Raw genomic sequence first — 13038 nt, 5'->3', positions numbered from 1 at the left:
TATAAACAGCGGGCGATCGCCACTTCAAGGGCGAGCGTGCACCGCTTGATCTGGCGCAAGCTTCCGCCCGCCGGCCCCCGGCAGGCCGGGTCGCGCCCAGCACAACCAGATGCGCCATTGCCGCAGGGTTTCGGCATCGGCGCTGTCCGGCCAGAGCAGCAAGCTGCTGCGGCCGTGCGCGCCGTCGAGCCGCAGCGCAACCAGCCAGAGCCCGACGCGCGACGATGGCAGGATTCGCGCCGGCGTGGTCAATCCGTCCGGCCACTCGAGCACCACCGTGCCATCGTCGCGGGCGGCAATGCCCGCAGGCGCCACGCGCCGCCGCTCGAACCACGCGGCGATGGCCAGCCAGACCGCGCCGGCCAGGTTCCAGGGCCACGGCGACGCGGCGGCCGACGCGATTGCGGCAAGGCCGACCACCACGGCCAGACGCCGCCGCAAGCGCGAGGGCCGCAGCCGCAGCGACATCGGCGTCACTGGATGACCTGGATGCTGCCCGAAACGCTGACCGAGACGCGGCTATCGCCGCCCTCGAGCATCGGCGCCGCGCCGGCCACATCGGCCGCCATGGCCCTCTCGGCCTTGTACATCGGCCGCGGCGGCGCAACGAAGCCGCCCGAATCGACATTGACGTTGATGATCTTGTAGCCGCTGGCCTCGAACGAGCGGCGCATCAGATCGGCGCGCTTGCGGAAGGCCTTGACGCCCTCCTCGATCAACTCGTTCTCGATCTCGTCGCGCTTCTGCTCGGACACGCCGTAGCGCACGTCGGCCAGCTGCATGCCGATGCCGCCCGCGAGCGGCTGCTGCAGTTCGCCAAGCAGTTTGGACAGCGCGGCGAAATCCTTGCTGGCCAGCCTCAGCTCGCCGCGACCGCGCCAGCCTTCCTGCTTGTTGTTCTTGCTGTTGTAGAGCGGGAAAGTCGTATAGCCGGTGCCGCCGGACTGCACGCCGCTCGCCGCCTTGACCTTCTTCAGCGCCGCCGCCAGCGTCTGGTTGACCTTGTCGGACAGCCGCGCCGGGTCGCTGTCGGTCAGCTCGACGTACAGCAGCGCCCGGGCGCTGTCGTTGCTGACCTCGCGACTCGCCTGGGCACTGACGTTGACGACGTTGTAGTTGAGCGTTTCGGCCAGCGCCGGGCCGGACAATCCGGCAATCAACAGGCAGGCAGCAATACGACGCATCTATTTCTCCATCCAGTTAGGAGCGGCAAGCAGAATCCGCTGCAACGGCGCCGGCAAGGCGTAGCCCGCGGGGGATACCCTCGGGTCACGGCCAGCAGTACGCCAGCAGGATTTTGTCGGCCGCTCGCGGAACCGGGATCGCCGGTTCAGTGATAGCTGTGGTCCGACGGCGTGTTGTGGATTTCCTCGGCAACGCTGTCCATCACGCCGAGGTGGATCTCCACGTCGAACCACTCCCAAAACAGCTTGAGATTGCGCTTCTTCGGCCAGAGTTCCTCGTCGCTCACCCACGACGACAATTCCATCTCGAAAATCCGCTCGGCAATCTCGTCGATCTGCGCGATGCCGTCCTCGGGCTCGTTGGCTTCGGGAATCAGGATCACCGTGCAGTCGGCACGGACATCCTCGAGCGTCAGCGGAATGTCGTTGCCCGGCAGGGCCAGCAGCCAGTCCAGAAAGGGCTGCTTCGGGCGGATCAGCGCGGCCGAACGGTCCACGATAAACATGATGGTTTCCTCTTGGTTTTATGCGGGGGTCGCCGCCCCGCGGGGCGGCAACGATACACGTATCGGTCAGGATTTTCTGCGGCGCGTGCGCGGCTTGGCCTCGGCCGGTGCCGGCTCGGCGGCAACTGGTGCTGCGGCGGACTCAGCAACCGGTGCGGCGGTCCGGGGCGGCGCCAGCAGGGCCGCGACGGCCGGTTTGCGGCGGCGGCTCGTCGTGGCGACGTCCGCCGAAGCCGGTGTTGTCGCGGGCGTCGTCGCAACCGGACGCCGCGGCGCAGCCGGTTTTGCAGCCGGTGCCTTGGCCTGCTCGGCGCCGGAGCCTGCGACAGCCCGGGTCGCGCCACCGCGTGCGCGGCGCGGCGCGGCCGGTTTCGGCACCCCGGCAGGTTGGGCGGCTGCATCGGCCGTCGCCGCACCGCTGCGCGAACGCACCGGAGCGGGTGCCGCCACCTTGGGCGCATCCGCAGCCGTCACCGCCGGCTTGGCCGCCGGCGCAGCCTTGCGGCGACTCGACGCCGCCGGTGCCGGTGCCGGTGCCGGCGTTGGCGTTGGCGTTGGCGTTGGCGTTGGCGTTGGCGTTGGCGTTGGCGTTGGCGTCACCGAGCGTACCTTGGCACGGCTGCGCTGCGTCGGCCTCGATGGCTGGGCAGGGACAGCAGGCTGGGATGCGACCGGTTGGGTTACGGCCGGCTGGGCCGTGGGCGCTGCACCGCCGGCCGGGCGTTTGCCGCGGCGCTTGCGCGGCGCGCTGCGGCGGACTTCGGACTGCGGCTCTGCGAGCGGCGTGGCAAGCTCTTCGGCCAGCACGAAGTCGACTTTGCTGGTTTCGAGATTGACCCGCGCGACCTTGACCTTGATCCGGTCGGTCAGCCGGTACAGCTTGCCGCTGCGTTCGCCCTTCATTTCATGACGGCGTTCGTCGAAGTTGAAGTAGTCCTTGCCGAGTTCGGACACGTGCAGCAGGCCCTCGACATACAGGCCGTCGAGCATCACGAACAGGCCGAAACCGGTCACCGCCGAAATCGTCCCCTCGAACTCCTCGCCGACCTTGTCGCGCATGAAGTAGCACTTGAGGAAATTGAGCACGTCGCGGCTGGCTTCGTCAGCGCGGCGCTCGGTCATCGAGCACTGCAGGCCGAGGTCTTCCCACTTCCTCGCCGGCTTGTATTTCTTGCCGGCGAGCACGGCCTTGATCGCCCGGTGCACGAGCAGGTCCGGATAGCGGCGGATCGGCGACGTGAAGTGGGCATAGGCGTCGTAGCCAAGGCCGAAGTGCCCCTTGTTGTCCGGACTGTAGACCGCCTGGCGCAGGCTGCGCAGCAGCAGCGTCTGCAACAGGCCGGCGTCGGGACGGTCCTTGATCTTCTCGAGCACCGCGGCATAGTCGGACGCGCCGGGCTCGTCACCCCCTTCGAGGAAGAGTCCGCAAGTCTTCAGGTACTCGCGCAGATACTCGAGCTTTTCCGGTGTCGGCCCTTCGTGGACGCGGAACAGCGTCGGGTGCTCCGATTCGATCAGGAAGTCGGCCGCGCAGACGTTGGCGGCGAGCATGCACTCCTCGATCAGCTTGTGCGCATCGTTGCGAACGACCGGGACGATCTCGCGGATCTTGCCCTTGTCGTCGAAACGGACCTCGGTTTCGGTCGTCTCGAAGTCGATCGCGCCGCGCTGTTTGCGCGCGCTCGAGAACGCCTGGAACAGCGCGTACAGCGTCTGCAGGTGCGGCAGCAGTTTCTTGTTGTCCTGCGCCAGCGCACCGTCGGGCTGCGACAGCATTTCCCAGACCTTGTTGTAGGTCAGCCGCGCCTTCGAGTGCATCACCGCCGGGTAGAAGCGGTACTTCTTGATCAGGCCCTTGGCGCTGACCTGCATGTCGCAGACCATCGTCAGCCGCTCGACGTCGGGGTTGAGCGAGCAGATGCCGTTCGACAGCGCTTCGGGCAGCATCGGAATCACCCGGCGCGGGAAGTACACCGAGTTGCCGCGTTCGATCGACGTCAGGTCCAGCGCATCGTCCGGCGTCACGTAATGGCTGACGTCGGCAATCGCGACGACAAGGCGCCAGCCCTTGCCTTTCTTCTCGGCAAAGACGGCGTCGTCGAAGTCCCGCGCGGTTTCGCCGTCGATCGTCACCAGCGGCAGGTCGCGGATGTCCTCGCGCGCGACGCCCCTGACCGGTTGCCAGTCCTTCTTCCTGACCTTCTGCGGCGTGGCATCGGCCTGCGCCTCGGCGGCATTGGAGAAGACGTGCGGCAGGTTGTGCTTGCGCAGCGCGATCTCGATCTCCATGCCCGGGTCGTCGTAGCGGCCGAGGATTTCGCTGACGCGGCCCAGCGGCTGTACGTGGCGCTCGGGCTGCTGGACGATCTCGACGACCACGACCTGGCCCGGCTCGGCGCCATTGACATCGCCCGGCGGGATGAGGATTTCCTGGCTGATGCGCTTGTCTTCGGCAGTGACGATGTTGACGCCGCGCTCGGTGCGCAACCGCCCGACCAGCGAGGTGTTGACGCGCTCGAGCACCTCGACGATCTTGCCTTCGCGCCGGCCGCGGCGGTCGACGCCGATCTGCTGGCCGAGCACACGGTCGTTGTGCAGCACCTTGGCCATTTCGCGCGGGCCGAGGTACAGATCGCCGCTGTCGTCGTCGGGAACCAGGAAGCCGAAGCCGTCCGGATGCCCCTGGACGCGGCCGGCGATCAGCGCCACCTTCTGCGGCAGCACCAGGGCGCCCTTGCGGTTGATCATCAGCTCGGCTTCGCGCGCCATCGCGGCGATCCGGCGCTGGAAGGCGATCTGCTCGGCTTCGAGGATGCCGAGCATGCGCGCCAGCTCGTCGGCGTCGAGCGGCGCACCGGCGTCGGCGAGAATCTGGAGGATGAACTCGCGGCTGGGCAGCGGCGATTCGTAGCGCTCGCGCTCGCGCGCGAGGTAGGGGTCCTGGGCGCGAAGGCCTTGCGGTTTGCGGGTCCGCTTGGGCTTCGCGGCACTGCTTGCGGTTTTTTCGATTTTTTCAGCTTTATTTCTTGACATCGCTTCGACGCATCCTTATATTGGCGACCTCTCGAGCAGCAAGTAGTTTAGCGCAGAGCAGTGCCCAGGTGGCGGAATTGGTAGACGCACTAGGTTCAGGTCCTAGCGGTGGCAACACCGTGGAAGTTCGAGTCTTCTCCTGGGCACCACTACTGACGATCGACTGCTTGTTTCAACGAGATAAATGCCCAGGTGGCGGAATTGGTAGACGCACTAGGTTCAGGTCCTAGCGGTGGCAACACCGTGGAAGTTCGAGTCTTCTCTTGGGCACCAATTACGACAAAAACCCCGATCGTTCGCGATCGGGGTTTTTGTTTTGCCGTCCCGATCTTCCCTCCGCCCTCGTCATCCGGAAAGGGCGCCACGCAGCGCCCTCCCCGGCAGGCACTCAGCCGCCCTTCCCGGCCTTCGTCTCCGGCAGCAGCAGCGTCAGCAATCCCAGCAGCGGCAGGAACGAGCACACATGGTAAACGTAGGCGATGCCGGCGTGATCCGCGAGCCTGCCCAGCGCCGCCGCACCAATCCCGCCCATGCCGAACGCAAACCCGAAGAACAGCCCGGCGACCATGCCGACCTTGCCCGGCATCAGCTCGGTGGCGTAGACGAGGATCGCCGAAAACGCCGACGCAAGGATCAGGCCGATCACCACGGTCAGCACCGCGGTCCAGAACAGGCTGGCGTAGGGCAGCACCAGCGCGAACGGCACGACGCCGAGCATCGAGATGCCGATCACCCGCTTGCGGCCGATCCGGTCGCCGACCGGGCCGCCGAGCACCGTGCCGGCCGCAACGGCGAACAGGAAGAGGAACAGGTAAAGCTGCGCGTCCCGGACGCCGACGCCGAAGCGGTCGATCAGGTAGAAGGTGTAATAGCTGTTGAGGCTGGCCAGGTAGAAGTACTTCGCGAACACCAGCAGCGCCAGCAACGCCATTGCCCGCAGCACCCTGCCGCGCGGCAAGGCCGGTTGAACCGGCCGAGCCTTGTGCGCAGCGGCGGCCATGCGCTGCATGCCGTACCACGCACCGACCCGGTAGAGGATCGCCATGGCCAGCATTGCAGCGATCGAGAACCACGCAATGCTGCCTTGGCCGCGCGGCAGGATGATCAGCGCGGCCAGCAGCGGACCGAGCGACGAACCGAGATTGCCGCCGACCTGGAACAGCGACTGCGCCAGCCCGTGACGCCCGCCCGACGCCATCCGCGCCACGCGCGACGATTCCGGATGGAACACCGACGAACCGATGCCGACCAGCGCCGCCGCCAGCAGCAGCCAGGGGAACTGCGCGGCCTGCGACATCAGCAGCAAGCCGCAGAGCGTGAAACCCATGCCCACCGACAGCGAGTACGGTTGCGGGCGGTGGTCGGTATACAGGCCGATCAGCGGCTGCAGGATGGAAGCGGTCAGCTGGTAGACGAGCGTGATCAGGCCGATCTGCGCAAAGCTCAACGCGTAATTGTCCTTGAGCATCGGGTAGATCGCCAGGATCAGCGACTGGATCATGTCGTTGAGCAGGTGCGAGACGCTGATCGCGGCCAGCACCATGAAGGCGGTGTTATGCACCGCCGGGGAAGCGGCAAGGGATTTGGCTTGCATGGGCACACTCGCAAGGGAAATGAGAATCGGCACCGGCTTGTTGGTGCCCTGCCCGCAGTTTATGATGTCCATTCACCACGCATCCGACATCGATTATCTTGAATCAGCCATATCCGGATATCGGCCCGGCCGGCTACGATGCCCTGCCGCAAGCCGTGGTCGCCAAGGGCCGCCACTATGCGCAGGGCCACGACTCGGGCACCCATCAACACCGGCGTGCCCAGCTCGTCTACGCCTGCAGTGGCGTGATGCGGGTCGAAACGTTCGAGGGAAACTGGGTGCTGCCGCCGCAGCGGGCGCTGTGGGTGCCACCGCAAACACCCCACCGGGTGATGATCGCCAGCGATGCCGAAATGCGGACCTTCTACGTCGAGCCGGCCGCCACCACCGGCCTGCCCGAACGCTGCACGGTGCTCGAGGTCAGCCCGCTGCTGCGCGAGCTGATCCTGACGCTGACGGCGCTGCCGACCGCTTACGACGAAGGCAGTCGGGCCGATCTGATCGCCAGGCTGTGTCTTGCCGAGCTGCACCTGCTGCCAACGGCGCCGCTGCACCTGCCGATGCCGCAGGACGCCAGACTGACGAAACTGTGCCAGCGCGTGCTCGGACGACTCGACGGCGAAGAGACGCTCGAACAGCTCGCCGACCTCGCCGGCGCAAGCAGCCGGACGCTGGCGCGGCGTTTCCGCAGCGAGACCGGCCTGTCATTCCGCGAGTGGCGCCAGCAGGCGCGGCTGATCCGCGCGCTGGAAATGCTGGCGCAGGGCGAGCCGCTCAAACGGATCGCCGAACGGCTCGGCTACGCGAGTCAGAGCGCGTTCGGCGCAATGTTCCACCGGACGCTCGGTATCGAGCCCAGCCGCTACTTTGCGGCAGCGGCGCACCCGTCTGCCGAGGCCGGGTGCCAGACCGGGCTGAAGCGCAGGGCCTGACGGCCCGGATCATGCACCGCCGTGCTCAGGCGTTGAGTCCCGGCTGCCAGAGCACGTCGGGCTGGCCGGCGAAGCGGTTGGCGATCCGCGAGCCGATGAACAGCAGGTCGGACAGCCGGTTCAGGTACTTGATGCTGGTCGCCGGAATCACCTCGGCCTTGTCGAGCGCGACCACCGCGCGCTCGGCGCGGCGGCAGACGCAGCGCGCGACATGCAGCGCCGCCGCCGCACGGCAACCGCCGGGCAGGATGAATTCGCGCAGCGGCTCGAGCTCGCCGTTGAAGGTTTCGACGCAGGCCTCGAGCCGCGCCAGTTGTGCCTCGGTCAGCGCCTCGCGCCCCGGAATGCACAATTCGCCGCCGAGATCGAACAGGTCGTTCTGCACCAGCACCAGCGCATCGCGCAGTGCCGGCGGCAGCGCCTCGGCCAGCACGACGCCGATCTGCGAATTGAGTTCGTCGACTTCGCCGAGCGCGTGGATGCGCACGCTGTCCTTGCCGACACGGCTGCCGTCGCCGAGGCCGGTGCTGCCGTCGTCGCCGCCGCGGGTGGTGATCTGCGTCAGTCGGTCGCTCATCGTGTTCTCCAGATATTGTCTTGTATGTGGTCAGGTGGAAATCAGCCGTGCTCGCCGTGCGCCAGCGCGACATCGACCAGCGTCGGCTTGAGGATGGCGACCACGTCGGCCGGCGCAAGACCGACCAGGAAACCGCGCTTGCCGCCGTTCAGGTAGATCTTGTCGAAGCCGGCGATGCTGCGTTCCATGTATACCGGCATCGCCTTGCGGGTGCCGAACGGCGACGTACCGCCGACCATATAGCCGGAATGCTTGTTGGCAATGTCGGGGGCGCACGGGTGGATGCCCTTCTTGTGCAGGAGCCGCGCCAGATTCTTGGTCGAGACTTCGCAATCGCCATGCATCAGCACCACCAGCGGCTGCTTCGCCTCGTCTTCCATCACCAGCGTCTTGATCACCGCGTGCTCGGCCACGCCGAGTTCGCGTGCCGACACCGTGGTGCCGCCCTTCTCTTCGTATTCGTACAGATGTTCGGTGTACACCACCTTGTGCTGGCGCAGTACGCGCACCGCGGCGGTCACCGGGGTTTTCTCGGCCATGCTTCGGTCCAATCGTCTCGTCAATCCAATCGGGGCCACGTAGACTAGTACCCGATCAATTTACTCAGGATTCGCGCCACACGCGAAAGCCATGGAATATACGCTCGCCACCGCCCCGCTGACACCCCGCTTTGCGCTGCTGCCCGGGCGCTACTACAGCATCGTCACGCCCAGCCCCTTGCCCGATCCGCAGTTGCTGGCGTGGAACGCCGCGCTGGCCGGGCAACTGGGGCTGGCCGCCGATCCGGCCGCGCATCCGCGGCTGGCCGAGCTGCTCGCGGGCAACCTGCTGCGGTACGAGCGGCCGCTGGCCAGCGTCTATTCGGGCCACCAGTTCGGCCAGTGGGCCGGCCAGCTCGGTGACGGCCGGGCGATCCTGGTTCTTGAGCTGAGCGACATCGACGGCCGGATCCAGGAGATCCAGCTCAAGGGCGCCGGGCTGACGCCGTACTCGCGCATGGGCGACGGCCGCGCAGTGCTGCGCTCGTCGATCCGCGAGTACCTGTGCTCGGAGGCGATGGCCGGCCTCGGCATTCCGACGACGCGCGCGCTGTCGCTGGTCGGATCAAACGAGCCGGTCTGGCGCGAAACACGCGAAACCGCCGCCGTCGTCGCCCGCGTCGCGCCGAGCTTCCTGCGCTTCGGCCACTTCGAGCACTTCTACCACCGCGGCGAACCCGATGCGGTCAGGGAACTGGCCGACTGGACGATCGCCCACTTCTATCCGGATTGCGCTGCGGCGGCATCGCCTTATCTGGCCTTGTTCGAAGCGGTGCGCGACCGCACCGCGGCGATGATCGCCGACTGGATGGCCGTCGGCTTCTGCCACGGCGTGATGAACAGCGACAATATGTCGATGCTCGGGCTGACGCTCGACTACGGTCCGTTCGGTTTTCTCGACGGCTTCGACGCCGGCCATATCTGCAACCACTCGGACCACCACGGCCGCTACGCCTTCAACCAGCAGCCGCAGATCGGCCTGTGGAACCTCGCCTGCCTGGCGCAGACGCTGGTCAATCTGGTCGATGTCGAGCCGCTGCGTGCGGCGCTCGACGGTTACCAGACGGTGTTCGAGGCCGCCTACGCCGAGCGCCTGCGGCGCAAGTTCGGCCTGACCGAATGGCGCGAGGCCGACTGGCCGCTGTTCACCCGCCTGCTCGAACTGATGCAGGCCGCCGGCACCGACTGGACGATCTTCTGGCGCGACCTCTCCCGCCCGGCCGGGCAAGCGCGGCTGCGCGACCAGTTCGTCGACCGCGATGCATTCGACATCTGGCTCGCCGACTATCAGGCGCGGCTCGCGTTCGACCCGCGGGCGCCGGCCGAGCGCGAAGCGGCGATGCTGGCCGCCAACCCGCGTCTGGTGCTGCGCAACCACCTTGCCGAGACGGCGATCCGCAAGGCAACGGACGGCGATGCGAGCGAAATCGACCGGCTGCAACGCGCGCTGGCCCGCCCCTTCGACGACGATGCCGAATTCGACGACCTGGCCGGCCCGGCGCCGGACTGGGCGGCCAGCCTCAGCGTGTCGTGCTCATCATGAATGCCGCTCGCGAATACGATATTTTCTTGTCATAACAGGCACTTGTTAGCAAGCAGAAAGCATGCCGGCGCCAGCCGGCAGTAACACCGGCCGCGGAAGAATGACGACACCGGCCGGGCCTGTTTTTGATCAAGCCACGCCGTCATCTTTCTGCCATAATCCGCGGCAATTTCCGCTCCTCCCCGCCTCCCCATGATTGAAATGTTCAGCGGCCTCAGCCTCACCGTCGGGGTGAGCCTGGCGCTTGCGTTGTTGTTCGTCCTCACGTTCGAGTTCATCAACGGTTTCCACGACACCGCCAACGCGGTCGCCACGGTGATCTACACCAAGGCAATGCCGGCCCAGCTCGCTGTCGTCGCCTCGGGCATCTTCAACTTTCTCGGCGTGATCCTCGGCGGCCTCAGTGTGGCTTACGCCATCGTCCACCTGCTGCCGGTCGACCTGCTGATCAATGTCAGCAGCGTTCAGGGGCTGTCGATGGTGTTCTCGCTGCTTGCCGCGGCGATCCTGTGGAACCTCGGCACCTGGTACTTCGGCCTGCCGGCGTCGAGCTCGCATACGCTGATCGGCTCGATCCTCGGTGTCGGCCTTGCCAATGCCTTCATCAACAACACCGATGTGGCCACCGCGATCAACTGGAAGAAGGCGATCGACATCGCCCTCTCGCTGCTGGTGTCGCCGACGGTCGGCTTCCTGCTCGCATTCGCGCTGCTGCTGCTGTTCAAGAAAATCTGGGCCGACGGCAAGATGCACAAGACGCCGGAAGGCCGCCGCGCGATCGACGGCAAGAAGCACCCGCCGTTCTGGAACCGCGTGGTGCTGATCGCCTCGGCGATGGGCGTGAGCTTTGCCCACGGTTCGAACGACGGCCAGAAAGGCATCGGCCTGATCATGCTGACGCTGATCGGCATCGTGCCGGCCAAGTTCGTGCTCGACCTCGACAGCACCACCTACCAGATCGACCGCACCCGCGACGCCGCGATCCACATGCTGCAGTTCTACGAACAGCACGACGACAAGCTCGGCAAGTACATGCTGCTGAAGCCGGCCGCGAACAACGGCACCGAAATGCCCAAGCAGTTCCACTGCGACTACCACGACACCGTTCCGGCGGTGCAGGCGCTGGTTGCCAGGCTCGACGGCATCAAGGACTACAGCCAGATCGCCCCGGCCGCGCGCCCCGACGTGCGCCGGCTGATCCTCTGCCTTGACGACACCGCGCGCAAGGTCACCAAGCTGCCCGAGCTGAAGTCGCGCGAAGTCAGCGACCTGAACAAGCTGCGCGCCGACCTGACCGCGACGACCGAGTACTCGCCGCAATGGGTGATCGTCGCCGTCGCACTGGCGCTGGGCCTCGGCACGATGGTCGGCTGGAAGCGCGTGGTGCTCACCGTCGGCGAGAAGATCGGCAAGCAGGGCATGACCTACGCGCAGGGCATGAGCGCGCAGATCGTCGCCGCCAGCTCGATCGGCATCGCCAACATCTTCGGCCTGCCGGTGTCGACGACGCACGTGCTGTCGAGCGGTGTCGCCGGCACCATGGTTGCCAACAAGAGCGGCCTGCAGATGAGCACCATCCGCAACATCCTGCTGGCGTGGGTGTTCACGCTGCCGGCGTCGATGGGTCTTGCGGCCGGGCTGTTCTGGGCGTCGATGAAAATCTTCGGCTGATGCAAATCAGCGGATGAACAAACAGGCGCCCACGGGCGCCTGTTTTTTTATCCCAACCGCAGCCGCCGGGTATACATCACGGCGGCCAGCTCGAGCGTGCCGCAGATCAGCAAGTAGAGCAGCGCAACGAACAGGAAGACCTCGGTCGGGTAGACCATTGCCCGGTTGTTCACCTGAGTGGCGAGGAAGGTCAGCTCGCCGACGCCGACGATATACGCCAGCGACGTATCCTTGATCAGCGAAATCCACTGGTTGATGAACGACGGCAGCATCATCCGCAGCGCCTGCGGCAGCACGACCAGCCACAGGGTCTGCCACTCACTCAGCCCCAGCGACAGCCCGGCCTGCCACTGGCCGCGGCCGATCGCGACGATGCCGGCGTGCAGCGCATGCGACAGGTAGGCGCCGCCGATCAGCGCCAGCGCGCAGACCACGGTGCCGATCGCCGGCGCATCGATGCCGAACACGATGGGCAGCAGGAAGTAGCACCAGAAGATCAGCATCAGCACCGGAACCGCCCGCAGCGCATCGAGCACGAAGCGCAGCAACCGCGCCGGCCGGCCGCGAGTCAGCGTCAGCGCAATGCCGCCGGCCAGACCGAGCAGCGCCGACGCAATCCCGGCGGCCATGCTCAGCAGCAGGGTCAGTGCCGCGCCGCCAAGCGGTCCGTCCGGATAGGCGCCCCAGAGCAGGTAGTCGAGGTTGTCGCGGATCACCGTGAAGTCGAGCATTGCGCCGTCCTCCTTCGCCCCGCCGCCTGCACCATCATCACGCCGGCCATGTACAGCAGCGTTGCGACGCCGAATGCCTGGAAGGTCTTCAGCGTTTCGGTCTCGACCTGACGCGACGCGTACGACAGCTCGGCGAGGCCGATCGCCATCGCCAGCGACGAGTTCTTCACCACGTTCATGTACTGGCCGAACAGCGGTGAGCGGGCGATGCGCAGCGCCTGCGGCAGGATCACCCAGCGAAACGCCTGCCAGCCGGTCAGCCCGAGCGCTGCCGCCGCCGCGCGCTGTCCCCGGCCGACCCCGCGGATGCCGGCGCGGATTTCCTCGGCGACGAAGGCGGCCGTATACAGCGTCAGCCCGAACAGCGCGGCGATCCACTCGAACGACGGCCACGGCACGCCGAATGCATCGCGCGGCGTGTTGAGCCAGTCCATCCACGCCTCGGGCAACAGACTGGCCGCGCCGAAATACCAGAAGAACAGCTGCACCAGCAGCGGCGTATTGCGGAACAGCGACATCCAGGCAATGCACGGCGCAGCCAGCCAGCGCGTCTCGCGCGCCGCGGCCAGCAGCAGGCCGAGCAGGGTCGCCAGCACGATGGTGAACAGCGAGATCTGCAAGGTCAGGCCGAAGCCCTTGAGCAGCCAGAACAGATAGCGGGGTTCGAGCAGCCCCGGAAACAGCGAAGACATCATGGGCAGAGCATCAAAAGACGGCGAACGCCGGAA

Annotated in this window: 12 protein-coding genes and 2 tRNA genes; 5 read left to right on the top strand and 9 right to left on the bottom strand. The window is 66.6% G+C overall.

Annotated elements, in window-relative coordinates:
- Nucleotides 1-24 precede the first annotated feature (24 nt).
- From BJP62_RS00405 to rnr, 4 genes are all read right to left on the bottom strand, one after another.
- The gene (locus BJP62_RS00405) at nt 25-468 is read right to left on the bottom strand and encodes a protein YgfX (protein WP_070525418.1); all 444 of its coding nucleotides are present in this window, start codon (nt 466-468) and stop codon (nt 25-27) included.
- Between the two features lie 5 nt (nt 469-473).
- Nucleotides 474-1184, bottom strand: a complete 711-nt coding sequence (locus tag BJP62_RS00400) for an SIMPL domain-containing protein (RefSeq protein ID WP_070525416.1) — start codon at nt 1182-1184, stop codon at nt 474-476.
- 146 nt (nt 1185-1330) lie between these two features.
- Complete coding sequence (locus BJP62_RS00395; RefSeq protein ID WP_070525415.1) at nt 1331-1690, bottom strand: hypothetical protein; 360 nt, start codon at nt 1688-1690, stop codon at nt 1331-1333.
- Between the two features lie 66 nt (nt 1691-1756).
- Nucleotides 1757-4723 (bottom strand): ribonuclease R, encoded by a 2967-nt coding sequence (rnr, locus tag BJP62_RS00390; RefSeq protein WP_070525412.1) that lies wholly within the window; start codon nt 4721-4723, stop codon nt 1757-1759.
- A gap of 62 nt (nt 4724-4785) precedes the next feature.
- Between rnr and BJP62_RS00385 the strand changes: the two genes are divergently transcribed.
- Both BJP62_RS00385 and BJP62_RS00380 read left to right on the top strand, forming a co-directional pair.
- Nucleotides 4786-4872 (top strand) — tRNA-Leu (locus tag BJP62_RS00385).
- A 37-nt stretch (nt 4873-4909) separates the two neighbouring features.
- Nucleotides 4910-4996: transfer RNA gene (locus tag BJP62_RS00380), tRNA-Leu, on the top strand.
- A gap of 115 nt (nt 4997-5111) precedes the next feature.
- Here BJP62_RS00380 and BJP62_RS00375 read toward each other — a convergent pair.
- A complete protein-coding gene (locus BJP62_RS00375) occupies nt 5112-6317 on the bottom strand; it encodes an MFS transporter (protein ID WP_070532090.1) in 1206 nt (401 codons plus the stop codon).
- Between the two features lie 98 nt (nt 6318-6415).
- Here BJP62_RS00375 and BJP62_RS00370 point away from each other — a divergent pair, with 98 nt between their 5' ends.
- A complete protein-coding gene (locus tag BJP62_RS00370) occupies nt 6416-7249 on the top strand; it encodes a helix-turn-helix transcriptional regulator (RefSeq protein WP_205700940.1) in 834 nt (277 codons plus the stop codon).
- 25 nt (nt 7250-7274) lie between these two features.
- Here BJP62_RS00370 and BJP62_RS00365 read toward each other — a convergent pair whose 3' ends face one another.
- Complete coding sequence (locus BJP62_RS00365) at nt 7275-7826, bottom strand: cob(I)yrinic acid a,c-diamide adenosyltransferase (RefSeq protein WP_070525410.1); 552 nt, start codon at nt 7824-7826, stop codon at nt 7275-7277.
- Nucleotides 7827-7867: 41 nt separating this feature from the next.
- Nucleotides 7868-8365, bottom strand: a complete 498-nt coding sequence (ybaK, locus tag BJP62_RS00360; protein WP_070525408.1) for a Cys-tRNA(Pro) deacylase — start codon at nt 8363-8365, stop codon at nt 7868-7870.
- Nucleotides 8366-8456: 91 nt separating this feature from the next.
- Here ybaK and BJP62_RS00355 point away from each other — a divergent pair, with 91 nt between their 5' ends.
- Nucleotides 8457-9908 carry a YdiU family protein gene (locus BJP62_RS00355; protein WP_070525405.1) on the top strand — a complete coding sequence of 484 codons (1452 nt, stop codon included), beginning with the start codon at nt 8457-8459 and terminating at the stop codon, nt 9906-9908.
- A 192-nt stretch (nt 9909-10100) separates the two neighbouring features.
- Entirely contained in the window at nt 10101-11579 is a 1479-nt protein-coding gene (locus tag BJP62_RS00350; RefSeq protein ID WP_070525403.1) for an inorganic phosphate transporter, read from the top strand.
- Nucleotides 11580-11626: 47 nt separating this feature from the next.
- On the opposite strand, the gene BJP62_RS00345 is transcribed toward BJP62_RS00350, so the two are convergent.
- Together BJP62_RS00345 and BJP62_RS00340 are read right to left on the bottom strand one after the other, a co-directional pair.
- On the bottom strand, nt 11627-12310 hold the full coding sequence (locus BJP62_RS00345; protein ID WP_070525402.1) for an amino acid ABC transporter permease: 684 nt from the start codon (nt 12308-12310) through the stop codon (nt 11627-11629).
- A complete protein-coding gene (locus BJP62_RS00340) occupies nt 12292-13005 on the bottom strand; it encodes an amino acid ABC transporter permease (RefSeq protein WP_205700939.1) in 714 nt (237 codons plus the stop codon). The genes BJP62_RS00345 and BJP62_RS00340 overlap by 19 nt, the downstream gene beginning before the upstream one ends.
- Nucleotides 13006-13038 lie beyond the last annotated feature (33 nt).

This window comes from Jeongeupia sp. USM3 (assembly GCF_001808185.1).
Taxonomy (GTDB): Bacteria; Pseudomonadota; Gammaproteobacteria; order Burkholderiales; family Chitinibacteraceae; genus Jeongeupia.
This window is presented reverse-complemented; position numbering and strand designations above follow the sequence as displayed.